Below are 24,926 nucleotides of genomic sequence, written 5' to 3'. Positions count from 1 at the left end.
CCATATCAACCACATGCATTGTAGCTTATTCAGTTACGACTGTAGTACTAGACCAACCTAAGCCCCAAGCACGATCATCACACTAAGACCCAACACGCCATAGGCAACCAGAACCTCTAGTGTAGTATTGTGTAGGTGGCCATACTGGCGTGTTCGGTCAGGAAGCCATTGACACTCAGCCAGCCCAAGTGCCGAGTCCACGCCCACCTCCCCGAACGCCAGCAACGCGCAGCGAAGCTCACGCCCGCCAACATTGTTGCTCCGAAGAACATCGCAGGATGCGGGGCATTCATTACACCAAAGTCGGGCCGAAATCGCGGGTTATCGAAAGCCTGACGCCAGTGAGCAATGCCATACTCACCCACCGAGACCACCAGCATCAGCCCCAGAAGTGCGAGGCCCCAGAACATCCGGGGATGGCGTGTGCTGCCACGCCCTCATGCTTCAGAGCAAACAGCAGATGCGAGAGGAGATCGTCATCGGCAGGCGCTCGCTCCGGCGGCAGGACGCCCAGCGCCAGGTGCCCATGAAGGTGCACATAACCAACGTTTTTCATCTTCATGCTCAGGAAGCGAGGTATTTCGTTCACTTCAGCAGGAAAATCTTCAGCCAACAACCAGAGGGGGATTTTTTCTTAACCCATCTCACTACACTACCGGCGCAAAGAGCAGCGCCAGATCCTCCTCGTCGAATAGCGGGCCGTCGCTCTTGTGCTCGGCGCCACCCTCAAGGATCGAGGCGGCGAGATCGGCCTTGCGCGCCTGCAGGTCGAGGATGCGCTCCTCCACGGTGCCGGCGCATACCAGCTTATAGACGAACACCGGGTTCTGCTGGCCCATGCGGTGGGCGCGGCCGGTGGCCTGGGCCTCCACCGCCGGATTCCACCAGGGATCGTAGTGGATCACGGTGTCCGCGGCGGTGAGGTTCAGGCCCGTACCGCCGGCCTTGAGGCTGATCAGAAATACCGGGATCTCGCCCTGCTGAAACAGCGCCACCCGCTGCGTACGGGTCTTGCCCGGCGTGTCGCCGGTCAGGGTGGTGAAGGGGATGCCGTCCTTCTCCAGCGCCTCACCGATCAGCGTGAGCATCTCAGTGAACTGGGAGAAGATCAGGATGCGCCTCCCCTCCTCCACCAAGGGCCCCACCAGTTCGCGCAGTTGCTCCAGCTTGGCCGAGCGCTTGGTCTTGCGCACACTCTCCAGTTTGACCAACCGCGGGTCGCAGCACACCTGGCGCAGCTTGAGCAGCGCATCGAGCATCACGATGCCGGAAGCGGCCAGGCCGCGCTCGGCCACCGCCTGCTGCACCCGCTGGTGCTGGGCCAGGCGCAGGCTCTCGTAGAGCTCGCGCTGGGCGCCGCTCAGGGTGACCTCGCGACGGGTCTCGGTCTTCTCCGGCAGCTCGGCGAGCACCTGTTGCTTGGTCCGGCGCAGCATCAGCGGAGCGATGCGCCGGGAGAGCCGCTGGCGCAGCTCGACGTCGCCCTCTTTCTCGATGGGGGTGCGAAAGCGCTGACCGAACCACTGCTGGCTGCCCAGGGCGCCCGGGGCCACGGCATCGAGCTGCGCCCACAGCTCACCCAGGTGGTTTTCCAGTGGCGTACCGGTCATGGCGATGGCGCGGGCCACATTGAGCTCGCGCACCGCCCGCGCGGTCTGGCTGGCGGCATTCTTGATCGCCTGGGCCTCGTCAAGCACCAGCAGGCCGAAGTCGTGCTCGCGCAGGCGTTCGAGATCGCGGATCAGCAACGCATAGGTGGTCACCGCGAGGTCGGCACCGGGAAGCGCCTCCTCGAACTGGCGCTCGCGCTGAGCCTTCCCCCCCTGCAGGGCGACGACGTTGAGCTCGGGGGCGAAGCGTTCAGCCTCGGCGCACCAGTTGCCCACCAGGCTGGTGGGCGCCACCACCAGGGTCGGGCCGGTCAGCGCCCCGCGGGCGCGCTCATCGAGCACATGAGCCAATACCTGGACGGTCTTGCCCAGGCCCATATCGTCGGCCAGGATGCCGCCGGTGCCCAGCTCGGAGAGAAAGCGCATCCAGGCGATGCCTCGGGCCTGGTAGTCACGCAGCTCGCCAACTAAGCCCGGCGGTGCCGGCAGGCTGGCGGGCAGCTCGCGCAGGCGCCGGGCCAGTTTGGTCACGTCGTCTCGTCCCGCCCAGCACTCGTGCTCGGCCAGGGGCGCTACCTTCTCGGCGGCGGTCACCGGCAGGCGCACCGCCGCCTCGGGGTCGCTCTCATCATTCAACCAGTCGAGGATGGGCGCCATCAGCGAGCGCAGGCGCGAGAGCGGCATCACCAGGCGGCGATTCTCCGGCAGGGCCAGCGTCCAGCTGGCGTCCTCTGGTTCATCAGCGGCCGGCTCCAGCGGAAAGCCGGGATCCCGAAACAGGCGGCGCAGGATCGGCAGCAGGTTGAGGCGTTCGCCCTCCACCTCGATATCCAGCGCCAGGTCGAACCAGCCGTTGCCGGCCGGCTCCAGCTCGCCGTACCAATCGTCCGGCTCCACATAGGTGGGTTCTTCGGGAAAGTCGTCGCTGAAGTGAACCAGGCAACCCGCCTGGCGCAGCCGGGCGATCATCTCCCACCACTCATCGGGGCCGGCCAGGTGGGTCGACCATTCGAGGATCGTGGCCGGAGGACCCTCGGCATTCGGCAGCAGCAGCGACCAGTCAGGCAGCTTCAGATAGGCCGGCACCAGCTCGGCCTCGCGCAGCCACTCCAGGGTGATCATGCCCGATGGCAGCCCGCGCACCAGCGCCAACTCCGCCTCGGCATCGCGCTTGATCTTGAGTCGCTGGCCATCACGGTACCCCTGCACCCAGTCGCCGGGCTCCGGGACCACCTCGATACCAGCATAGTCAAGCCCCACCACCGCCGCACCGACTTCCACCCAGCGCGGCAGAGGTGCACCGTCACGAAAGCCCAGCTGACCTGCGGCTACCTGCATGGTGACCTTGAGCCGCGGCACCACATCATCCAGCTGGCGCTCCTCGACCTGATGCGGCGCCGGCAATGTCTCGGCCAGTGCCGGCGCCTCACCCAGGCGCTCACTCAACCAGCCACTCATCTCGGGGGGTAGCGGCGGCGCCTGCGCCACCCTTTTAAGCCACTCGGGACTACCGGCCAGGCGGCCGAACAAGCCCTGCTCAACGTCCAGGTAGCACAACTCGCGCCCACTACGCAGCACAAGCGCCGTTTGCGAGAGCAATCCTTCTGGCTGCGTATCCAGCGCCAGATGCTGTACCCCCTCTTCATCCGCCTGCCAGCGAGGCGCCAGCTGCCCGGCAGGGCCCAGTTCAAGAACGGGGCCCGTCTGCTTTTCATGGAACAGCAGTGGGAGCTCATCGCCTTCAAGCAGATTCCACAGCGCCCGCCCCTGCAGTGGCTGGTCGATGACCGCCGCACGGCGCATCTGACCTGATATCAAAGTGGACTCCTGAGGGCCGTGCAAAAGCAGTGTCAGGGCCTCCTCCTGGGCCGCAGGCCAACCACCCTCGGGCACTGGCACCAGGTCGGAGGCCGCCTCGATGATCCGTGGCGCCACCCACCCCGAGTGGCGATGGCTCTGGCGCGACGGACGCACCCACACCGGCACCACCCGCAGCACCGGCTCACGATAGGCACCGGGCGCGCTCAGAAACAGGGCGAGGCGATACTCATCGCCGACGCGCCGCCCTTCTGGTTCCTCCTGCAAGGCAGGCCGATCCGCCCGCTTCAGCCACGCTTCCCAGTCGCGCTTCAGGCGCTCGCGCTTGGCCGACGCCAGTTCGGCCGACGACGAGCGCTTGGCAAGCGGTGGCGCAGGGGGCGAACCGGGAGACGGCTCGAGGCTTTCCTCCGGCGAGGCGAAGCCCTCCTCGCCCATCTGATTCATGAAGGTCTCGATCAGCGCCACGGCATGCTTGCAGCGAACACCGACCGGGCAATTGCAGAGGGTAAAGAGCCCTTTCTCGAGCCCCCTTGGGTCAAGGTAAACCCGGGTCATGTAGGCCTGCTTGCGGCTACCGGCAACGCGCCCGAAGATTCCCAGCATGTCACTGCCGACCTGCAGGTCGAGCCCATCATGCACACGCCCCTTGTGGGCATAGCCCAACCCACGCGATAGGGTGGCGGCATCGAAGACGGTCGGCCAATCCACTTCCATCAGAGCCAAGTACAGATCCAGGGCAGGGTCTTCAGGATAACGCTCCGACATATTGGCTCCTTGAGGTCGATGTTACAGGGAACATAATGCTACCACGATCCCCCACGCCCATCGTTGCCGCGCCTCCTGTCCCCGGCACAGAAAACACATGGGGGTTGGGGGAAGTGCGCCTTGAGCTCAGGAGGGAGCACCATCGCGGTGGCAGCCAACATTTGTTTCCTGGTTGCTTACGATTGACTCACATCAATCGCCCAGCAGATCGCGAGGTATTGACTCTTGACTATCTGCATGTTAGCCACAATATTTTGCAAAGTCTTGAAGAAAACCCTCGATTGAGGCTGTACGAAGGCGGAAATTGTGGGGGGCATGGCGGTTTCGTCAAAGTGAAATCGATCAATGGATCAATGATCAGACCCAAGCAGGCAGAAAGAAGGAGGTGATACGTACAGATGAGCAGCCGAAGGCAGCGAAACATCCCGTGTTGCCTGTGAGCGCTATCCATAGCCGCAGGCAAACGGAGTGAGCGAGATTCTTCAACTTTTCTTCTGGAGGTGTGACATGGACATTGATTTCAAGAAATTGGCTCCCTGGAACTGGTTCAAGAAAGAGCAGGAAGAACAACAGAGCGCTGCCTCGCTGCCCGTGCAGCGCAATGACCTGCCGGTGGCAGGCGGTCCCGTCAGTCCCATCCTACAATTGCATCGCGAGATCGACCGCCTGTTTGACGATGCGTTTCGAGGCTTCGGTTTTCCGGCGCAGGGCATGCCACCATGGCCGTCGGACTTGCCGGACATGCTGAAGCCGGTAGTTGACATCCAGGAAACCGACAAGCAGTACAAGATTTCCTTGGAGGTTCCCGGCGTCGAGGAAAAAGACATTCAGATCACGCTCGACAACGACGTGCTGATGGTACGGGGCGAGAAGCGCCAGGAGCAGGAAAAGAAGGAGGGTGGCTTCCATCGCGTCGAACGCTCCTACGGCAATTTCCAGCGTGTCCTGAACCTGCCTGACAACGCCAACCAGGAATCGATCAAGGCCGCATTCAAGAACGGCGTGCTCACGATCACGATGGACAAGCGCGAGGCCAGTGCGCCTAAGCAGGGCCGCTCGATCCCGATCAACGGCTGACGCCGATCGGCTCTTCCTCCGAAAAAACCAGATGAAGGTCGAGGCACCGTGATCGGCGGTGCCTCGTCAGATCAATCTTTACAGGAGCATCAGCATGGCCAGAAAACAATGCCAAGTCTGCGGTCAGCCCGCCACGGCGCGGGTGGAAGCCAATCTCAATGGTCGCCACAGCACTATGCAGTTGTGTGACGATCACTATCGCCAACTGGTGCGCCAGCAAAAGCGCACCGTCTCACCGCTGGAAGCCTTGTTCGGCTCGCGCAGCGGGCTGTTCGAAGACTTCCTTGGCAGCGACTTCTTCCGCATCGGTGACGACGCACCGTCCATGGCAACCGATACCGACGAGGTCGTCGATGCCTCGTTTGGCGAACCCGCCCCGGCTGCTACGGGTACAACGCGCAGGCGCGGCAGTGGGCTGGCCAGCCGTATCAGCGAACAGTCCGAGGCTTTGTTGTAGGAGGCCGCCAAACATGCCGCCGAATTTGGCCGCCCTGAAGTCGATACCGAACACCTGCTGTTGGCGCTCGCCGACAGCGACGTGGTGAAGACCATCCTGGGGCAATTCAAGATCAAGGTCGATGACCTCAAGCGGCAAATCGAATCCGAAGCCAAGCGTGGCGAGAAGCCGTTCGAGGGCGAAATCGGCGTGTCGCCCCGCGTCAAGGACGCACTCAGCCGCGCTTTCGTGGCATCCAACGAACTCAGCCACTCCTATGTCGGCCCGGAGCATTTCCTGATCGGGCTGGCCGAGGAAGGCGAAGGCTTGGCCGCCAACCTGCTGCGCCGTTACGGCCTCACACCGCAGGCGCTGCGTCAACAGGTGAGCAAGGTGGTCGGTAAGGGGGCCGAGGACGGTCGCGCTGAGGCGCCGACCAACACACCTGAGCTCGACAAGTACTCGCGCGACCTCACCAAAATGGCGCGTGACGGCAAGCTCGATCCGGTCATCGGCCGTGCGCAGGAGATCGAGACCACCATCGAGGTGCTGGCCCGGCGCAAGAAAAACAACCCGGTGTTGATCGGTGAGCCCGGCGTCGGCAAGACCGCCATTGTCGAAGGACTGGCGCAGCGGATGGTCGCCGGCGAAGTACCCGAGACGCTGCGCGACAAGCGCTTGGTGGAACTCAACATCAACGCCATGGTGGCAGGCGCCAAGTACCGCGGCGAATTCGAGGAGCGCGTGCAGAAGGTGCTCAAGGAAGTGACCGAGCACCAGGGCGAGCTGATTCTCTTCATCGACGAGGTGCACACCATCGTCGGTGCCGGCCAGGGTGGCGGCGAAGGCGGGCTGGACGTGGCCAACGTGTTCAAGCCGATGATGGCGCGCGGCGAACTGAACCTGATCGGCGCCACCACGCTCAACGAGTATCAGAAGTACATCGAGAAGGACGCCGCGCTGGAGCGTCGCTTCCAGCCGGTGATGGTGCCCGAGCCGACGGTAGCGCAGACCATGATGATCCTGCGTGGCCTGCGCGACACCTTCGAGGCGCACCACAAGGTCAGCATGACCGAGGATGCGATCATCGCCGCCGCCGAGTTGTCGGACCGCTACATCACCGCGCGCTTTTTGCCTGACAAGGCCATCGACCTGCTCGACCAGGCGGCCGCACGCGTGAAGCTGTCGGCCACGGCCCGCCCGGTGGCGGTGCAAGAGCTGGAGTCCGAACTGCACCAGCTGCGGCGTGAGCAGGACTATGTGGCCTCGCGCAAGCAGTACGACAAGGCCGCCGAGCTGGGCAAGCGCATCGAGGCCAAGGAGACTGAACTCAAGAAGCTCGTCGAGGAATGGGAACGCGAGCGCGCCTCGGGCAACGCCGAAGTCAAGGCCGAGCATGTCGCGCAGATCGTCTCGCGCCTGACCGGCATTCCGGTCAACGAGCTGACGGTGGAAGAGCGCGAGAAGCTGCTGCATCTGGAGCAGCGGCTGCACGAGCGCCTCGTGGGCCAGGACGAAGCGGTGCGCGCGGTGGCCGATGCCGTGCGGTTGTCGCGGGCGGGCCTGCGCGAAGGCAGCAAGCCGGTGGCGACTTTCCTGTTCCTCGGACCGACCGGCGTGGGCAAGACCGAACTCGCCAAGGCGCTGGCCGAGTCGATCTATGGCGATGAAGGTGCGCTGCTGCGCATCGACATGTCCGAGTACGGGGAACGCCATGCCGTGGCACGCCTGGTGGGGGCGCCTCCGGGTTACGTCGGCTACGACGAGGGTGGCCAGCTCACCGAGAAGGTGCGGCGCAAACCCTACAGCGTGTTGTTGCTCGATGAGATCGAAAAAGCGCACCCCGACGTCTACAACATCCTGCTGCAGGTATTCGACGACGGGCGGCTCACCGACGGCAAGGGCCGGGTGGTGGATTTCACCAATACCATCATCATCGCCACCTCGAACTTGGGCTCGGACATCATCCAGCGTCGGCTGAAGGCCGGCGGTGCCGGCGGCGAGGAATACGAGAAGGCCAAGTCCGAGGTGATGGACGTGCTGCGCGGACACTTCCGCCCCGAGTTCATCAACCGCATCGACGAGATCATCGTCTTCCATGCGCTGGGCAAGGAGGAGATCCGCCATATCGTCGGCCTGCAGCTCGATCGTGTGGCCCGCAACGCCTCCAGCCAGGGCGTGACGCTGACCTTCGATCAGACCTTGATCGACCACTTCGCGGAGGAAGGCTACAAGCCCGAGTTCGGCGCGCGTGAACTCAAGCGGCTGATCCGCAGCGAGCTGGAAACCGCGCTGGCGCGCGAGATGCTGGGTGGCGGTATCGGCAAGGGCGATCACGCCAACGCCCGCTGGGACGACAAGGCCGAACGGGTGGTCTTCGAGCGCCAGGAGCCACCCGCGCAGCCGGCCGAGCCTGAAAAGCCCGATGCCGCGAACGTGGCCGAGGCACCGCCTAGCGACGAGAGCAAGGCTACGCGCAAGAAGAAGCCGGCGGACGGCGAATCTTGAGCGATGGGTGGCTGTCGTGTTCGACCCCAACGGGCTGACATGGGCAGCCACCCTCGTGTCGCTGGCGGTCGCTATCCCACCGCTTGCCGGTCTGGCCCACCTGGTGGGACGCGCCACCGGCCAGTCGATGCATAGCGACCCCAGCCACACAATCTTTGACGAAATGCGCTCCGAGTTGCAGAAACTTTGGAACCTCTGTTTCACCCCTAAGGAGCGTCACCTTTGAACGAGACGCCTCAAATCTCAGCCCGACACGGCGACCAGATTAACCAGAATGCCCATTCTGGCAGTTGGCATCTCGATCTTGGCTCGCAACTCCTCACTTGCTCCGATGAAGCCTGCCGCGTGCTCGGCCTGGATGTTGGTGCGCCAATAGCCTTCGAGCGATTCCTGCAGTGCATTCACCCTGAAGACCGCCCCCTCTTCGATAGGGCATGGGATGCTGCCATGTGCGGAAAGTCCCTTGATCTGCAGTATCGTATCGTCAGCGGAGGGCAGGTTCGCTGGATACACCTGCGGGCAACATTCAAGGGCGACGCCTCTGGTCGGCCCAGAGCGGCAGACGGGACGGTAGAGGACATCACCGATCTCAAGAGGGTCGAGCAGGCGCTGAACTCTATGCGCCGACAGCGAGAAGAGTTGGCCAGCCACGTTCCCGGTATGCTTTACCAATACCGTCTTCGTCCGGACGGCAGCTCGGACTCCCCGTTCCATTAACGTTTCATTGAAAGAGAGAGCAACGCTTATGCATAAAGAACCTGGCCACACGACCCTTGACGAGATGCGCTCCCAGTGGCGGTTGATGACGTTTTACGAGCGCTTCGAGCAGGTCGTCGCTCTCGTTCTGTCGGCGGTCATTGCCGTCATCATCGTGGTGTCGCTAATTCAGTTGATTCGGCTCGTCTTCACGCTGCTCGTCATGGATGCACTGAATCCAACGGATCATAAGGCTTTTCAGATGGTATTCGGTGCCACCATGACCCTCCTGATCGCGATGGAATTCAAGCATTCGATCGTCAAAGTGGCGCTGCGTAAGGAAAGCATCATCCAGGTCAAGACCGTCATTCTGATCGCGATCCTGGCACTGGCCCGCAAGTTCATCATCCTTGACCCCGACATTGATCCTGCCAAACTGGCCGCCCTGGCGGGGATGATACTGGCCTTAGGTCTGACCTATTGGCTCATGCGTGAACGCGACGACCGGATAAGCGAGTGATTGGATCATGGCTCTTTATCGTCTAGACGATCGACACGATGCTAGGTCGTGGCACCGCTGGCGAGTTATTGCCAACTACTTTGGCCGCTTGGCGACAATTAAAATGGCCGGTTGGGTGGGGTAGTTGTCGGCCACAAACTGCCTGATGGGACATTTGTGGCCGATTAAGCGAGGTGGTATCTAAGACTCCCGGCCCCCTAGGTAAGCACCCAATTTATAGCGCCGACCTGCGCCCCAGAACGACGCTTCAACCACCATGTTACAGGCGCGTTGAAGCTCTCGAAGGGTAATAGGTATATAGGGGGTGGCGATCAGGTGTGCGTAGCCAGCAGAAAGCAGACCGTTTTTCTTTGGTGGCAACGACCATCCCAGCCGCAGCACCCAGGCAAGAAAAAATCTCTAGGCTCTTCCAGCAGGCCTGAGCGCTACACGGGGTCGCAGAGTCCCGGAATTCGTGCAGCTGTGAAATGGCTAGGTCTTCCTTACTTTTATCGAAGGCCTAGTACCTTGCAGTATTTCTATACCCACCATAGACCCAACAAAAAAGGCCACCCGCTTGGGTGGCCTTTTGTATTCTCTAATGCTTTGCTTTTCAACCACTTAAGTGGTGCCGACACCAGGAGTCGAACCCGGGACCTACTGATTACAAGTCAGTTGCTCTACCAACTGAGCTATGTCGGCGCTTCGCATTTTCTTGAGAACTTGATTGGGTTGCCGTTAGACTAGCCAATCAACAAGAAATCTTGTTGGCAATGGCTGGGGTACCAGGATTCGAACCTGGGAATGCCGATACCAAAAACCGGTGCCTTACCACTTGGCGATACCCCAACGTTGTGGTGGCCAGAGACGGAATCGAACCGCCGACACGGGGATTTTCAATCCCCTGCTCTACCAACTGAGCTATCTGGCCCTTGCCAACGGTGCGTATTAAACCAAAAGCTCCTCTTTTCGTCAACACCTTTGTGAAACTTTCTTTCTAGTCACGTGCTTAGGGCACATCAGGCGTTGAACCAAAAGTGGCAAAGGCCACGCCATTCGTGGCTTTGCGCTGCGTTTCTAGGTTTATGCCTGGCTGGGCGGCACGTACCCTTCTGCTTGGTCGGTGGTTTCGTTATCTAGAAAGCGCTGCATCTGATCCATTAGATAGGTGCGTGCTTCTGGCTCCAGCATGTTGAGGTGCTTCTCATTGATCAGGCGGGTTTGCAGCGCCTGCCACTCTTCCCACGCTTTTTTAGATACCGTGGCCTGAATCTCTTGGCCCTGCTTACCCGGCAGTGGCGGGAACGGCAGCGCGGGTAGCTCTTGTTGATACTTGCGGCAGAATACCGTGTTGCTCATGGCGTGCTCCTATTGAGTACGTTGTGTGTAGGTGGCTGTCAGCCTGTGATGTTAGTAAGAAGGCCCTGGGGTTGGGTCTAGGGTAAATGGTGCCAACTGGCTTAACAGCGATTTAACCGGTGCCGCTAAGCCTAACGCAGGCGGATGATTAACGTCATACCATACGCCGCTTTCGCGAACGCCGCTGATTCGTTTGCAGGTAACAGGCTGCGGCGTAATCATCAGCTTAAAATGGCTGAAGGTGTGGGTGAAGCTGGGCAGCGCAGCGTGGCGCTCGGGGGCTTTGGTGTTGTCTTCCAGCCAGTCGTTGAGTTCGCTGTGGCGCTCAAACTGCGGCAGGCTCCATAAACCGCCCCATAGGCCGCTAGGTGGCCGCTGCTCTAGCCATACGCGCCCTTGTGGGTCGCGTAGCATCAACATAATGGTTTCGCGGGTGGGGGTGGCTTTTTTGGGCTTAGATTCTGGGTAGCGCTGCGGCTCGCCTTGGGCGTAGGCGCGGCATACGTCATTAAATGGACAAATCAAACAGTCGGGTTTGCTGCGCTTACACAGTGTCGCGCCAAAATCCATCACGGCTTGGGTGTAATCCGCCAGCCGTGTGGTGGGCGTAAAGTATTCGGCCAGCGCCCACAGCGAGCGTTCTACTGCTGGCTTGCCCGGCCAGCCCGCTACCGCGTGTAGACGGGTGAGCGAGCGCTTTACATTGCCATCCAGAATAGCGGCCTGCCGGCCGGTGCTTTGGGAGATAATCGCGCCAGCGGTAGAGCGGCCAATACCAGGTAGCGCCATCAGCGTTTCTACGCTCTCGGTGGGTAGCTCGCCACCGTGCTCTTCCATGGCGACCTGGGCCGCTTTGTGCAGGTTGCGGGCACGGGCGTAATAGCCCAGGCCCGTCCAGTGGTGCAATACGTCATCTTGCGGCGCGGTGGCCAGGGCTTCCAGCGTGGGGAAGCGGGACATAAAGCGCTCAAAGTAGGGAATCACTGTAGTCACTTGGGTTTGCTGCAGCATAATTTCAGACACCCAAACCCGGTAGGCGCTGCGCGGCGACTGCCAAGGCAGGTCGTGGCGGCCATGCTTGTTAAACCAAGTGAGCAGCCGGTGTTGAAACTCTTCCGCCGGTAGGCACGGCGTGGGCATATCGGCCATCGTTATTCCTTAAAACACTCGCTATGAACGACAGCGCCGGCGGTAAGGCCGGCGCGTGCGGTGCGTGATGCATTAACGCGGCTAGGCGTTAAGCAGTCTTTGGTTAGTTAAACAGGCGACGAATACCGTCACGCAGCTCTTGGCCTGCGCCTTCGCCTAAGCGCTCATCAATGCGGTCGATGGATTCACCAATCCGCTCTTCTAGCTCTTCTTCTACCCGGCTCCCGGCTTCGTTACGCAGCAGATCAACCACCGATGCTTCGAAGGCGGTGCGGTCGAAGCGGCACCACTGGGCTTTATCGTCACCTACATGGCCTTCACAGCTTACCGGCAGCGACAGCTGCTGAAGCCGTGGGTTGACTTGGCAGGCGGCGTCAGCGGTATCCACTAGCCGTGCGTTCGCTTGAGTCGTGAAGTTGAGGCTATTGAGGTTGAAGTCGCCCTCCCCTTGCACGTTGATACCCGGTAGCGTAATCAGCAAGTCGTCACTTTCAACCACGCCGTTGCGCACCTGGAAGGTGGCTTCAAAACGCTCAAAGCGGGTGTCCGGGTGCCATTCTCGCTCCACCTGCTGGCCTTCTAGCTGAGCAACCAGCTCGCACATCTCTCGGGAGATGTTGGTGCGTAGAATCGCGCCATCGTTGAGCCGCGCGGTTAATTCGCCGTTGAGGTTGCTGGTGAGCACATCGCGGCGGTTGCCTTGGGTAGTCAGCGCGCCGTCTAGATTGAAGCGTCCGCGCAGCGGGGCCTCTTCTTCGCTGAAGGTTTCGATTAACGGTGCTACCTGCACATTGCTAATGCTGGGCGAGAGCTGCCACTCCAGTACATCACCAGTGGCATCCAGCTGGCCGGTGGCGCTCAACTCCCCTTCGTAGAAACGGGACTCAAAGGCAGTGAGGCGGTGGTTGCCGTTTTCACCGCGCAGCGCCAGCTGAGTATCGTCAAAAGTCAGCCCAGCCAGTAGCAGTTGGTCGACGCTCAAATCGCCCTGAAGGGTGAGCGTACTTAACCATGCCTGGGGCAGCAGCGTTCCGCTGGTTTGAGCAAAGGCTTTACGCAGCAGGCCACGGCTGGCTTGCTGCGCGGTTTCGGGGCCAGGCAGGTAGTGATCCAGATTGAGCGTATCGCCTTCTAGGTTGAAGGAGAGCTGGGTACCATCCAGCGCGGCGGCAATATCGCCGGTAAAGGTGCTGTCATCTACCACCAGCGAGAGGCGCGGCAGGGAGATACGCTTCAAGCTGCCTTCGATGGGGCTGGTGAGCGCGACATCGCTAAGTGCGGCTTCGCTGGCAGTATTGAGCTTCACACCCGTGCGGGAAATCCAAGGCCGCAGCGTAAACGGCGCGGCGGTCAGTTGCCCGCTGTACTGCGGCGCGTCCAGCAGTTGCTCGACATTCAAGTGGCCGCTTACACGCAGGCCGTCCGGCCCGGTGAGCTGAACCTCTTTAAGCTGCGCGGTTTGGGCGGCAAAATCGGTTTCCAGGCCAAATGCTAGGGCAACGGCAAGACTGCCTTGCCAGTTTTCTGGGTGGCGCAGCCCAGCTTCCAGCACGCCTTCGGTAACGCTTAGTTGTTGCTCAGCTAAACGGGCAACAATTTCAGCCGCTTTTAAGCTGAGCTGCTGCGGTTCGCTCGCTTCTCCCTGACGGGTATGCGTGGTTAGCTGGGTGTTTTCAAAGATGATCTGTTCATCTTCTAGGCCAAGCCGCAGGCGTGTTTCAAGATTTACCTCGCTGGTCATGTTTGGCGCGCGCTCAAGCTCTTCGGCATCCAGCCGGTCATGCTTAGTAAGCGTGAACATGGCTTTTAGCGGGAAGGAGCGTACCGGATTCACATTGGTGCCTGAAATATTCAGCGGCTGAACCCGCCAGAGCGCTTGATTCTGCTCATCGCGGTAACGAATATCAGCATTTTTTACTTCGACGCTGGCGATGCTTAATACCACCGAGAGGCTGCCTGCATCGGCATTGGGGCCAGCACTTGCCGGAGCTAGCACGGTTTCAGCGGATTCGTTGTTGTGCTCAGAGAGTCGCTCCAACAGCGGCTGCCAGTTGCCCTCGCCTTCAGCGTTCTTCTCCAAATTGAGGCGCATGCCATCCAGCGTCAGGCCATCCACGGCAATCTCTCCGCGCAGCAGCGGAGCAAAGGCAACGCTCACTTCAGCACGGTTAATGGCGGCGAAGGCGGTTTCATCTTGTGCTTGATCAGGCAGCCAGGCGCGCGCCTGCTCAACGCTGACACCAATACGAGGGTAAAACGACCAGGTAATCGGGCCTTCCAGAGCTAAGTTCAGGCCGGTTTGCTCCTCGACCACAGCGGTTAAGCGTGGTTTGAAGTCTTCTGGGTCTAAAAAGGTGGTGACGTACACCACGGCGGCCACTGCCACAATGGCTAAAATGCCTATGGCGGCCAGCAAAATACGTAATAGCTGTTTCATTACCCTTTTCCTTGTGGGTCTAGCTCAACAAAATCACTGGTCGCCGGCAGGTCCGGGGCAGAAGACGAGGTCTCGGCAACGGGTCGAAAGCCTAATTTCGATAGCAGTACTCGGTCTGCCAGCGGCAGAGTGGTGGTAGCAATACGCAGTACGCGGCCATCTTGCTTGGCTTGCTCGCCCACTAGCGCCATCAGCCGTGAGCCGACACCGCGACGACGCGTAGTTTTACGCACGCATAGCTCAGACAGCCACCAGGCGCGGTCGTCGGCTTCTTGCACCGCCACCGCGCCTAACAGGCGGTCATTGAAGTGGGCACAGGCAAAAAATTGCTGTTCCTTTAAATGCTGTTCGATAAATGGCAAAACCGTGGGAGTGGGCATGCGCTCTTGGGGCGCGTCTTCATATATGCGCACTAAGTCGATGCGCACCTGCTCTTCTGCTTCCCAACGGGCCTGGTCGACATATTGCAGTGTCACCGGCATGGTGAAATCCTCGTTGCCAACGCAGCTAGGCTGCTATGTTAGCGCCGCAAACAGCGGCGACATTCCCCGCATTGTAGCGGATGGGGGCGCCGATTCTCTATAATGGTTGTTTTGGCCGCAGTTGCTGCCCGCCGATTATTCCTCAGAGTGCGCCCCGGCGCAGGAGATGCAACATGTCAGCGCGTATTGCCACGGTAAGCCGTGACACCAACGAAACGCAGATTACGGTCAGCGTCAACCTTGACGGCGAAGGCCGCTTGAACTGTGAAACTGGCGTTCCGTTTCTAGACCACATGCTGGATCAAGTGGCTCGGCATGGGATGGTAGATCTCGATATTCATGCCAAAGGCGACCTGCATATCGACGACCACCACACCGTTGAAGATTTGGGCATCACCCTGGGCCAGGCATTCAACGAGGCCATTGGCGATAAGCGCGGCATCTACCGCTACGGCCACGCTTATGTGCCGCTGGATGAGGCGCTCTCTCGGGTAGTGATTGATTTCTCCGGCCGCCCCGGCCTTTATATGAATGTCGAGTTCACCCGCGATACCATTGGCAGTATGGATACGCAGCTGTTCTGGGAATTTTTCCAAGGCTTTGTGAACCATGCTCGAGTGACGCTGCATATCGACAACGTAAAAGGCTTTAATGCTCACCATCAGGCCGAAACCATTTTCAAAGCCTTTGGCCGCGCACTGCGTATGGCCGTTGCGGAAGACCCGCGCATGGCTGGGCAAATGCCCTCTACCAAAGGCAGCTTATAATGCCGATCGTTGCGGTTAGCGGCGTAACGGCACGCCTCTCGCCTACGAATCTATCGCCCACGACCTTAAGGAGCGCTTCATGACCATTGCGGTAATCGATTATGGAATGGGCAACCTACACTCCGTGGCTAAAGCGCTTGAGCACGTCACCCATGAGAATGTGATCATCACCCGCGACCCACGGCGTATTCTGGGCGCTACCCGTCTAGTGCTGCCGGGCCAAGGGGCGATTCGTGACTGCGTTGGCGAACTCGAACGCACCGAACTGCGCGGCCTAGTGGATGACGTGTTAACCCGCCAAGCCAAACCGCTGCTGGGCATTTGCGTGGGCCAGCAGATGCTGATGGAGCGCAGCGAAGAGAATGGCGGCGTGGACTGTTTGGGGTTTTTCCAAGGCAGCGTAGACCGCTTCCCGGCCAATATGCGCGACGCGCAAGAGCAGCGCTTGAAAGTACCGCACATGGGTTGGAACCTGGTGAATCAACACCACGACCACCCGCTCTGGGCAGGCATCGATAATCATGAGCACTTCTATTTCGTGCACAGCTATTACGTCAATGCCGCCGACGATGCCCAGGTATTCGGCACCACCCAGTACGGCAGTGTGAGCGCTCACGTGGCGATTGGCCGCGATGCCACCTTTGCCGTGCAGTTCCACCCGGAAAAAAGCTCCCGTGCGGGCCTGCGCCTGCTGGAAAATTTTGTCACCTGGACGCCCTGAGAGGTTTCACTATGTTGGTAATTCCCGCGATCGATCTCAAAGACGGCCAGTGTGTGCGCTTAAAGCAGGGCCGCATGGACGATGCGACCTCCTACGGCGACGACCCGGTGGCCATGGCCGCGCGCTGGGTAGAAGCAGGCGCGCGCCGTTTGCACCTAGTGGATTTGAACGGTGCCTTTGAAGGCAAGCCGGTGAACGGTGAGGCGGTCACCGCCATTGCCCGCGCTTACCCGAACCTGCCGATTCAAATTGGCGGTGGCATCCGCTCGGCAGAGACGATTGAACACTACCTCAGCGCCGGTGTTTCTTACGTGATCATCGGTACCAAAGCGGTCAAAGAGCCTGAGTTTGTGGGTGACATGTGCCGCGCCTTCCCTGGCCACATTATTGTTGGCCTGGATGCCAAAGATGGCTATGTGGCCACCGATGGCTGGGCAGAAGTCTCCACCGTCAAAGCTACCGAGCTTGCCAAGCGCTTCGCTAACGACGGTGTTTCCAGCATTGTGTACACCGATATTGCCCGCGACGGCATGATGCAGGGTGTCAATGTGGAAGCCACCGCCGCACTGGCCCGCGAAGGCGGCCTACCGGTGATCGCCTCCGGCGGCGTAACCAATCTGGACGATATTCGTGCCCTGTGCGATGTCGCCGATAGCGGCATTTTGGGCGCAATTACCGGACGGGCGATTTACGAAGGCAGCCTGGATGTCGCTGAAGCCCAGCGCTTAAGCGATCAGTTGAGTGGAGGTAGCGAATGAGCTTAGCCAAACGCATTATCCCCTGCCTGGATGTGGATGCCGGGCGCGTGGTGAAAGGCGTTAACTTTGTGGGTATTCGTGACGCGGGCGACCCGGTGGAGATCGCTCAGCGCTATAACCAGCAGGGTGCCGATGAAATCACCTTTCTTGATATCACCGCGAGCCACGAAGACCGCGCCACCACGGTGGATATGGTCGAGCGTATTGCGGGTGAGGTGTTTATTCCCTTAACCGTGGGAGGCGGCATTCGTACCTGCGACGATATCCGCACCATGCTGAACGCTGGGGCGGATAAGGTCTCGATCAACACCGCGGCGGTGACGAACCCCGAATTTGTGCGTGAAGCCGCCGAGCGTTTTGGCAGCCAGTGCATTGTGGTGGCGATTGACGCTAAAAAAGTGTCTAAGGAAGGCGAGCCTGACCGCTGGGAGATTTTCACCCACGGCGGCCGTCGCCCCACCGGCCTGGATGCGGTGGAGTGGGCCAAGAAAATGGTCGAGTTTGGCGCAGGCGAGCTGCTGCTCACCAGTATGGATCGTGACGGCACTAAGATTGGCTTTGATCTGGGTGTCACCCATGCCATTTCTGAGGCGGTGAGTGTGCCGGTGATTGCTTCCGGCGGCGTCGGCAATTTAGATCACTTGGTGGATGGCGTGCTTAAAGGCGGTGCCGATGCGGTGCTGGCGGCGAGTATCTTCCACTTTGGCGAGTACACCATTCCAGAAGCAAAACGCTATATGGCCGAGCGCGGCATCGAGATGCGTTTATAAGCCGCGCGACGTTTTAGGCTGGGGCAGTTACTCTGCCCCGGCTTCCTCATCCAGTGTTAGCCCCAAATTACTAATGCCGTTATTGCGCCCAAGCGTGCGAATCTCTTTGAGTGTTGTTTTATTGATCGACCCGCTGACCGCTTCCAGAACCGCATCTTGGAAGTCGTTTTCGTCTTCCATCAGCGGATGGTCGCGAATGAGCAGCGCCAATGCTTGAGCGTCCACTTCCCCTTCGGTGAGTTCGATAAACGCCCGCACACCAGCCCGCGAGGTGCGGCTGACATCCAGCACGGCTTCGGGGGATTCGCCTTGCAGCGTATCGAGTAACGCAGAGATTGACACGACCGCATCCAGCGCCCGACGTGCGCCGAAGCTCTCATCGCCCTCCGGCGGCTCGCATTCGGCCAGCTTTTCCGCTTGGCGGGCAAAGTCGATGCTGGCGTTGGGTACGCTAAGGCGCTCCCATACAAGATTCAGCACAGTGCGCAGGGTGTGCCCATCGCCATGGCCGCTGGTTTGCTCATAAAGGGCGTAGTTGGGTAACAGCCGCTCGCACAGCGCTGCCATAAATGCTTGCTGGGCGGGCAGCGGCAGCAGTTGAAGCCGCTGATAAAATCCTTGGGGTTTAGCCACCATGCTGATTTCCTGGGTCACTAGGTTTGTGAAACTGAGTCTATGAAACTGAGTCTGTGAAACTGTGTTGGTGAAATGAACGCGATGCGTTATCGTCGCACCCACGCGGCGGGCGACCCCCGCGGCGTTTGATGTGCTCGGCCGGCGAGGAGATTACCATGCATATTCATCTGCTACAGCACGGCCCTGACCATGGCCCCGCCCGTCTGACCGACTGGCTTGAGAGTATGGGCCATAGTTACACCGTTTTTCACCTCTACGCGGGCGAACTCACGCCTCGCCCTGGGGAGTGCGATGCGCTCATCGTGCTAGATGGCCCCGAAGCCCTGTTGAGCGAACCGCCCGCTTGGCATAAAGCGGAGCGCAAACTGATCAATCGCTACTTGGACGGCCAAAAACCTATTCTGGGCATTGGTCTAGGGGCGCTATGGATCGCGGAAGCGCTTGAGGCGGTCGTCGCCCCTGGCACCTACCCCGAAACCGGCTGGCATACCGTCACTCTAGCCTCGGAAAGCACCTTCGACCTACCCGAGCAGTTTGAGGCCTTTATGTGGCACCGCCTGGTGTTTAGCCTACCCGATGGCGCGCTACCATTAGGCGGCAGTGCCGCCTCCCCGCTGCAAGGGTTTAGCTGGGACGCAGGCCGCGTGGCGGGCCTGCTATGCCACTTTGAAACGACCCTGGCCAGCGTAGCACCGCTGCTGAACGCCAACGAGCGGCCCACGGCGAAAAGCCCTTCCAGCGGGCACTTTGTGCAAACCGATGAGCAGATACTGGAAGACCCCACGCGCTTTCAGCGCTTGGCACCGCTGTTAGATCGCGTCATGGCCCAGTGGCTGAAACGCGCTTAACCCCCACCACCTGCCGCCGCTAAGCACTCCACTGTTTGGCAGCGGCGAGACAGCTCTCCCAATCGCCTATATGAAGTTCTGTGGGCCGGTTTCCCTGCTGTTTCTCCAAGTGGTAACGGTAGAGCGGGTCGTAATATTCGGTCAGCAGCGGGGCAAGCCACGCCTCATGGGCTTGGATATCCCCGGCGGCATGGGCACGGAAAGCCATGGCCTGCATACGTTGCAAACGCTGTAGCCGGGCATTGCCCAGGCGTTTTGCCAGCCGCTCTAACGCGCTCGCCAGTTGACGCTGCATGCGCTGCCACCCTTCCTCTGGGCCAAAGCGAGCGGCGTAACCCTGCTCTAGCGCTTCGATATAGTCGCGGCGTAGCTGATCTAGCCGCCAATCTAGCGGCATTTCGATACGAATACGCGGCGCTTGCTGTAGGGCATGCCAAAAATCGAGCGGGAGATTGGCATTGCCAATCTGTCGGGACTCATCTTCCAACACAAGCTTACCCGGCTGCCCAATCAAACGCTGGCCCAGCGCGTGCTCAAAATCGATTTGGGTGGTGGGTTCGTCGGGCTGCCGCCCAAAAGCAGAACCTTTATGATTGGCGCAGGCTTCCAAATCAATGCCGTTGGGCAGTTGGTTAATCAGCTTCGTCTTAGCGCAGCCGGTGAGCCCTGCCACCACCAGCATAGGCTGCTGCGCGGCTTCGTCAATCCGTTGGCAGAGCTGCTGGCGTAGCGCTTTCCAGCCGCCTTCAATGCGTGGGCGATGAAGCCCTGCATCGACAAGCCACTGCTGGGCAATTTGCGAGCGCAGACCGCCGCGAAAGCAGTAGATACTCGCATCCGGGTGCTGGGCTAAGTAGGCCTGCCAAGCGGCGACACGCGCTTGCTTTATTTCACCGCTGACCAGCCGCTCACCCAGCGCGATGGCGGCTTGCTGGCCCTGCTGCTTGTAGGCAATGCCTACCTGGTGGCGCTCTTCATCCACCATCAGCGGTAGGTTGACCGCCCCCGGCAGGCTGCCTTGGGCAAACTCTACCGGGGCGCGTACATCAATCAGCGGCGTGTTTGACGCAATCACCTTAAGGGACGCAGGCGTGGTCGGCAGGGTCATCCAATAACCTCGATTTTAGCGTCTCCCTGGGGTGCTTTTAGGGTACCGAACGGCTCCAACGTTAGGCCGTACTCACGACCAATACGCTCAACGTCATCTTCCCATGCGGGGTCTACGCTAATCAGCAGCCCGCCAGAAGTTTGCGGGTCGCAGAGCCACTGCCAGTGGGCTTCATCCATGACGGGCAGCGCGCTACCCAGGGCGTCGCGATTGCGTACGGTGCCGCCGGGCACGGCACCTTGGCGGCGATAGCCTTCCGCTTCAGCTAACCGGGGCAGACGGCGGAAATCAATCTGCGCCATCACACCGCTGGCACTGCACATTTCGGTGAGATGCCCTGCCAAACCAAAGCCGGTAACATCCGTCATGGCGTTGACGCCCTTCACTTTGGAGAGCGCGATACCAATGGTGTTGGGTTTGAGCATGGTTTCACGGGCTAGGCCATGATGCCCGGCTTCTAGCAAGCCGCGCTTTTCCGCTGTGGTTAATAGCCCGACGCCCAACGGTTTAGTGAGAAACAGCAGGTCGCCGGGCTTAGCTTGGCTGTTGAGTTTTAAGTGCTCAAGATCGACCAGCCCGTTCACTGCTAAACCAAACATCGGCTCAGGGGCATCAATGGAGTGACCGCCGGCCAGGGCAATGCCCAGTTCACGGCAAACGGCCTGGGCACCCGCCACCACATCACCGGCGATTTCTGGGCCAAGTTTATCCAGCGGCCAGCCTAAAATGCCCAGTGCCATGACCGGTGTGCCACCCATGGCGTACACATCGCTAATGGCGTTGGTCGCGGCAATACGGCCAAAATCAAAAGGGTCATCGACAATAGGCATGAAAAAGTCGGTGGTGGCAATCATGCTGCGACCGTCGCCGAGATCGTATACGGCGGCGTCTTCACGCCCCTGGTTGCCCACGATCAGCCGCTGATGCCCGGCTGCCGGTCCGGCCTTGGCGAGAATGCCATCGAGTACGTCCGGGGCGATTTTGCAGCCGCAGCCCGCTCCGTGGCTATATTGGGTTAATCGAATCGAACTCATCATCCCTCTCCTTTTTAGATAAGCATAGCCGAAGTTACAGCGCTTCTAGCGCATCGCTCAATTTATCCACGGGGATCACTTCCATGCCTTTGGGTGCCTGCTTAGGGGCGTTGGCACGCGGTACGATAGCGCGAAGAAAACCGTGTTTGGCCGCTTCTGCAATACGCTCCTGCCCACTGGGTACCGGGCGTATCTCACCGGACAAACCCACTTCGCCAAACACGACCAGCTCTTTCGGTAAAGCGCGGTTTTGCAGACTCGACACGACCGCCAAGAGCACGGCGAGGTCGGCGCTGGTTTCCAGCACTTTGACACCGCCCACCACGTTAAGAAATACATCCTGATCGCCGGTAAACAGTCCGCCGTGACGGTTAAGAACGGCTAATAGCATGGCGAGGCGGTTTTGATCGACCCCCACAGCCACACGGCGGGGATTGCCCAGCGCTGACTCATCCACTAACGCCTGTACTTCTACCAGTATGGGTCGCGTACCTTCCCACACCACCATGACGAGACTGCCCGGCGCTTGCTCCTCTTGACGCGAAAGAAATATCGCGCTGGGGTTTTTCACCTCTTTCAGCCCCTGCTCCAGCATGGCGAATACGCCCAACTCATTGACCGCGCCAAAGCGGTTCTTCTGCCCACGCAGCGTCCGAAAGCGGGAGTCGGCACCGCCTTCCAGCAGCAGCGAGGCGTCAATCATATGCTCTAGCACTTTGGGACCCGCAAGGGTGCCATCCTTGGTGACGTGGCCCACCAGCAGCAGCACGGTATTAGTCTGCTTGGCAAAGCGGGTAAGCGCGGCAGCGGATTCGCGTACCTGGGCAACGCCGCCAGGGGCAGAACTGATATCTTCCAAGTGCATGGTCTGAATGGAGTCGATGACCAATATTTCCGGCTTCTCCCGCTCGGCCACCGCTAGAATGGTCTCTACGCTGGTTTCCGCTAGCATCTTCAGCCCGTTAGTGGGTAGCTGCAGGCGGTGGGCGCGCATAGCCACCTGGGAAAGCGACTCCTCCCCCGTGACGTAGAGAATACGCCGCTGCTGGGCAAGCTTACAGGCAGTTTGTAGCAGCAGCGTCGATTTACCAGCCCCTGGGTTGCCACCCAACAAAACGGCGGAGCCCGGCACCAAGCCGCCGCCTAGCACGCGGTCAAACTCTGCAAAGGTGGAGCTCAGCCTTGGCACCTCGCTTAAATCGACATTACTGAGGTCGACTACATCTCGTGATAGATCGCCTGCGTACCCGGCGCGCCCGGTAGTGGTGCCGCTACCGGGCCGAGCGCTTGCCAGCTTGACCTCCGTTAGCGTGTTCCACTCTTGGCAGCTCGTACACTGGCCCTGCCATTTACGGTACTCTGCACCACATTCAGTACAGACAAAGGCACTTTTTGCTTTTGCCACCGCCTTGTTGCTCCTGTCTATCGCGCCACGTTGATATAGTGGGCAGAAATGCAAAAGGCGGCCAGTGGCCGCCTTTGAGCGTCGCGTATTGGATTACTGACGCTGTAACTGCAGCATCTCGCCATTTTCGAAACGGCGGCGCTCAGGGTCGATTAGCTCCAGGGTACGTTCATCAATACGCTGGAAGTAGTAGATTTGGCCGTCGCCGTTCGGCGTTAGCTCATATACCGTGGCATCGGGGTCAGAGGGCGTACCAGTCAGCACTTCCCAGTTACCGGCATAGTTTTCATCCGGCGGAGTCTGGGGGTGATTACGGTAAGTCGCATCCAGCGTGAACGTCCGCTCTTCCGGGGCGCTCATCTCTTCTCCCACCAACGTTACATCCAGGTCAATGCCGTCACAGTTACGGCAAGGCAGAGTGCCTTGGTAGTTAGCCTGTGATGCGGTCATGCCTGCATCTTCGCGCTGATCCGTTGGGCCAGCTGCGCAGCCCGCCAACAGTGCCAACATAGCCGAACCGGCTAGCAAACTCCTGAATTGCATTGGGTGTCTCCTTATCGTGTTGGACATACATTTCTTTCGCGCGCTTATGACAGCATAACCGCTACAAGGTGCGACGCCCACCCCCTCTGACGTAGAAGTAAGTTCTCACCTAGCCTGCATGGGAATGCTTGCGCTCTAGCGGCCATCAGGCGACCATGGTGCCATTACCGCTAGGATAATCAGGTTACCCTTATGAGCCAATATTGGAGCCCAGCCGTTAGGGAGCTTACCCCTTACGTGCCAGGCGAGCAGCCCCGTGAACGCGTTATCAAACTCAATACAAACGAGAACCCGTACCCACCTGCCCCTGGTGTCAGCGAGGCACTACGCAACTATGCAGTTGATCATTTGCGTCTCTATCCTGATCCGACGTCCTTGGCCCTGCGTGAAACCTTGGCAGACACGTATGGTGTAAGCGTAGCAGAAACCTTTGTTGGCAATGGTTCTGACGAAGTGCTGGCGTTCGCGTTCCAGGCGTTCTTCTGCCATGGGGCACCGCTGGATGTACCGTCGATTACTTACAGCTTCTACCCGGTGTATGCCAACCTGTATGGCGTGGAACTGCGCAAGCATCCGCTTAACAATCAATGGGAAGTCGACCTGGATGCGCTTGCCAACGATTCCGAACGTAGCGGGGTGATTTTTGCCAACCCCAATGCGCCTACTGGCCACGCTCACTCCCTTGAGAGCATCGAAGCACTGCTGAAACGTGTGGCGGATCGCGTGGTGTTGATCGATGAAGCCTACGTCGATTTTGGCGCAGAGAGCACGGTGGCACTGGTCGAGCGTTATCCGAACCTGCTGGTCACCGGTACCTTTTCCAAGTCACGCAGTCTGGCGGGCTTACGTCTAGGCTACGCGATTGGCTCCCCTGAGCTAATCGAAGGCTTACAGCGGGTAAAAGATTCGTTTAACTCCTATCCGGTCGATAGCCTAGCCAGTGTGGTCGGTATTGAGGCACTGAAAGATACCCAGCACTTCAACGCCTGCCGGGACAACGTCATTACTACCCGTGAGCGAACCCGCCAACGGCTGGAAGGGCTGGGCTTTGAGGTACTGCCCTCAAAAGCCAACTTCCTGCTGGCTCAGCACCCTGACTTTGCCGGTGCGCAGCTGTTTGCGGGCCTTCGGGAGCGAGGCATTTTGGTACGCCACTTCAATACCAACCTACTCAACAACTTCCTGCGTATTTCCATCGGCACCGACGATGAGATGGATAGCTTCATTGAAGCCCTAGAGTCACTCTCCGGTTAATGGATTATCCAGTTCTCTGAGTGCTTAAATGCAAAAACCCAGCCAAATGGCTGGGTTTTTATTTCACTTGATCTTTTCGGCAATTTTCTTCGGCGCAACAAAAAACCCAGCCGATGGGCTGGGTTTTTTGCGGTATAAGTGCCTGACGATGACCTACTCTCGCATGGGGAGACCCCACACTACCATCGGCGCTAAGCGGTTTCACTGCTGAGTTCGGCATGGGATCAGGTGGTTCACGCTCGC

The 24,926-nt window shown here is 59.7% G+C and carries 20 protein-coding genes, 3 tRNA genes, 1 rRNA gene and 2 pseudogenes; 11 read left to right on the top strand and 15 right to left on the bottom strand.

Going from position 1 to position 24,926, the window contains the following annotated elements; all coding sequences use genetic code 11:
- Positions 1-379: 379 nt before the first annotated feature.
- Both NH344_RS11285 and NH344_RS11280 read right to left on the bottom strand, forming a co-directional pair.
- Entirely contained in the window at positions 380-556 is a 177-nt protein-coding gene (locus NH344_RS11285; protein ID WP_253027915.1) for a hypothetical protein, read from the bottom strand.
- A gap of 91 nt (positions 557-647) precedes the next feature.
- Positions 648-4,196 (bottom strand): DEAD/DEAH box helicase, encoded by a 3,549-nt coding sequence (locus NH344_RS11280; protein ID WP_058577852.1) that lies wholly within the window; start codon positions 4,194-4,196, stop codon positions 648-650.
- Between the two features lie 301 nt (positions 4,197-4,497).
- Here NH344_RS11280 and NH344_RS11275 point away from each other — a divergent pair.
- The 5 genes and pseudogenes from NH344_RS11275 to NH344_RS11255 form a co-directional block, all read left to right on the top strand.
- Positions 4,498-4,668, top strand: a pseudogene (locus tag NH344_RS11275) (DNA-binding protein); the annotation flags it as partial.
- 35 nt (positions 4,669-4,703) lie between these two features.
- Entirely contained in the window at positions 4,704-5,273 is a 570-nt protein-coding gene (locus tag NH344_RS11270; RefSeq protein WP_253027914.1) for an Hsp20/alpha crystallin family protein, read from the top strand.
- Positions 5,274-5,367: 94 nt separating this feature from the next.
- Positions 5,368-8,217 (top strand): annotated as a pseudogene (gene clpK / locus NH344_RS11265) (heat shock survival AAA family ATPase ClpK).
- A gap of 222 nt (positions 8,218-8,439) precedes the next feature.
- Positions 8,440-8,934 (top strand): PAS domain-containing protein, encoded by a 495-nt coding sequence (locus NH344_RS11260; RefSeq protein WP_197746130.1) that lies wholly within the window; start codon positions 8,440-8,442, stop codon positions 8,932-8,934.
- 28 nt (positions 8,935-8,962) lie between these two features.
- Positions 8,963-9,433, top strand: coding sequence for a phosphate-starvation-inducible PsiE family protein (locus NH344_RS11255; protein ID WP_044630465.1), 471 nt, complete (start codon positions 8,963-8,965; stop codon positions 9,431-9,433).
- A gap of 605 nt (positions 9,434-10,038) precedes the next feature.
- Here NH344_RS11255 and NH344_RS11250 read toward each other — a convergent pair.
- The 7 genes from NH344_RS11250 to NH344_RS11220 form a co-directional block, all read right to left on the bottom strand.
- A tRNA-Thr gene (locus NH344_RS11250) sits at positions 10,039-10,114 on the bottom strand.
- 72 nt (positions 10,115-10,186) lie between these two features.
- Positions 10,187-10,261 (bottom strand) — tRNA-Gln (locus NH344_RS11245).
- A 6-nt stretch (positions 10,262-10,267) separates the two neighbouring features.
- Positions 10,268-10,343 (bottom strand) — tRNA-Phe (locus NH344_RS11240).
- 152 nt (positions 10,344-10,495) lie between these two features.
- The gene (locus tag NH344_RS11235) at positions 10,496-10,771 is read right to left on the bottom strand and encodes an oxidative damage protection protein (protein ID WP_044630464.1); all 276 of its coding nucleotides are present in this window, start codon (positions 10,769-10,771) and stop codon (positions 10,496-10,498) included.
- 51 nt (positions 10,772-10,822) lie between these two features.
- Entirely contained in the window at positions 10,823-11,920 is a 1,098-nt protein-coding gene (mutY, locus tag NH344_RS11230) for an A/G-specific adenine glycosylase (RefSeq protein ID WP_058577851.1), read from the bottom strand.
- A gap of 103 nt (positions 11,921-12,023) precedes the next feature.
- Positions 12,024-14,357 carry an AsmA family protein gene (locus NH344_RS11225; protein WP_044630462.1) on the bottom strand — a complete coding sequence of 778 codons (2,334 nt, stop codon included), beginning with the start codon at positions 14,355-14,357 and terminating at the stop codon, positions 12,024-12,026.
- Complete coding sequence (locus NH344_RS11220) at positions 14,357-14,839, bottom strand: acetyl-CoA sensor PanZ family protein (protein WP_044630461.1); 483 nt, start codon at positions 14,837-14,839, stop codon at positions 14,357-14,359. The genes NH344_RS11225 and NH344_RS11220 overlap by 1 nt, the downstream gene beginning before the upstream one ends.
- A gap of 173 nt (positions 14,840-15,012) precedes the next feature.
- Here NH344_RS11220 and hisB point away from each other — a divergent pair, with 173 nt between their 5' ends.
- The 4 genes from hisB (at position 15,013) to hisF (ending at position 17,855) form a co-directional block, all read left to right on the top strand.
- Positions 15,013-15,606: an imidazoleglycerol-phosphate dehydratase HisB gene (hisB, locus tag NH344_RS11215; protein WP_044630460.1), complete on the top strand. Its 594-nt coding sequence runs from the start codon at positions 15,013-15,015 to the stop codon at positions 15,604-15,606.
- A gap of 79 nt (positions 15,607-15,685) precedes the next feature.
- Entirely contained in the window at positions 15,686-16,327 is a 642-nt protein-coding gene (gene hisH, locus NH344_RS11210) for an imidazole glycerol phosphate synthase subunit HisH (RefSeq protein WP_044630459.1), read from the top strand.
- Between the two features lie 11 nt (positions 16,328-16,338).
- Positions 16,339-17,085 (top strand): 1-(5-phosphoribosyl)-5-[(5-phosphoribosylamino)methylideneamino]imidazole-4-carboxamide isomerase, encoded by a 747-nt coding sequence (gene hisA, locus NH344_RS11205; protein ID WP_172514890.1) that lies wholly within the window; start codon positions 16,339-16,341, stop codon positions 17,083-17,085.
- Positions 17,082-17,855, top strand: coding sequence for an imidazole glycerol phosphate synthase subunit HisF (gene hisF / locus NH344_RS11200; protein ID WP_253027913.1), 774 nt, complete (start codon positions 17,082-17,084; stop codon positions 17,853-17,855). The genes hisA and hisF overlap by 4 nt, the downstream gene beginning before the upstream one ends.
- Positions 17,856-17,882: 27 nt before the next feature.
- Here hisF and NH344_RS11195 read toward each other — a convergent pair whose 3' ends face one another.
- Entirely contained in the window at positions 17,883-18,491 is a 609-nt protein-coding gene (locus NH344_RS11195) for a YjaG family protein (RefSeq protein ID WP_058577847.1), read from the bottom strand.
- 155 nt (positions 18,492-18,646) lie between these two features.
- Between NH344_RS11195 and NH344_RS11190 the strand changes: the two genes are divergently transcribed.
- On the top strand, positions 18,647-19,339 hold the full coding sequence (locus NH344_RS11190) for a type 1 glutamine amidotransferase (protein ID WP_253027912.1): 693 nt from the start codon (positions 18,647-18,649) through the stop codon (positions 19,337-19,339).
- 19 nt (positions 19,340-19,358) lie between these two features.
- Here the strand turns inward: NH344_RS11190 and mnmH are convergent, their stop codons facing one another.
- The 4 genes from mnmH to NH344_RS11170 form a co-directional block, all read right to left on the bottom strand.
- On the bottom strand, positions 19,359-20,447 hold the full coding sequence (gene mnmH / locus NH344_RS11185) for a tRNA 2-selenouridine(34) synthase MnmH (protein ID WP_044630454.1): 1,089 nt from the start codon (positions 20,445-20,447) through the stop codon (positions 19,359-19,361).
- Positions 20,444-21,481, bottom strand: coding sequence for a selenide, water dikinase SelD (gene selD, locus NH344_RS11180; RefSeq protein ID WP_052509969.1), 1,038 nt, complete (start codon positions 21,479-21,481; stop codon positions 20,444-20,446). The genes mnmH and selD overlap by 4 nt, the downstream gene beginning before the upstream one ends.
- Positions 21,482-21,515: 34 nt before the next feature.
- The gene (radA, locus tag NH344_RS11175; protein WP_044630452.1) at positions 21,516-22,886 is read right to left on the bottom strand and encodes a DNA repair protein RadA; all 1,371 of its coding nucleotides are present in this window, start codon (positions 22,884-22,886) and stop codon (positions 21,516-21,518) included.
- 93 nt (positions 22,887-22,979) lie between these two features.
- Positions 22,980-23,429 (bottom strand): copper resistance protein NlpE N-terminal domain-containing protein, encoded by a 450-nt coding sequence (locus NH344_RS11170; RefSeq protein ID WP_044630451.1) that lies wholly within the window; start codon positions 23,427-23,429, stop codon positions 22,980-22,982.
- A 192-nt stretch (positions 23,430-23,621) separates the two neighbouring features.
- On the opposite strand from NH344_RS11170, the gene hisC reads away from it, so the two are divergent.
- On the top strand, positions 23,622-24,683 hold the full coding sequence (gene hisC / locus NH344_RS11165) for a histidinol-phosphate transaminase (protein WP_082051480.1): 1,062 nt from the start codon (positions 23,622-23,624) through the stop codon (positions 24,681-24,683).
- Between the two features lie 140 nt (positions 24,684-24,823).
- On the opposite strand, the gene rrf is transcribed toward hisC, so the two are convergent.
- Positions 24,824-24,926: ribosomal RNA gene (gene rrf, locus NH344_RS11160) — 5S ribosomal RNA — on the bottom strand; the annotation flags it as partial.

The sequence above is a fragment of the Halomonas sp. Ps84H-12 genome, assembly GCF_024124725.1.
GTDB classification, from domain to species: Bacteria; Pseudomonadota; Gammaproteobacteria; order Pseudomonadales; family Halomonadaceae; genus Vreelandella; species Vreelandella aquamarina.
The sequence above is the reverse complement of the archived record's forward strand: the minus strand, read 5'-3'. Positions and strand labels throughout refer to the sequence as shown.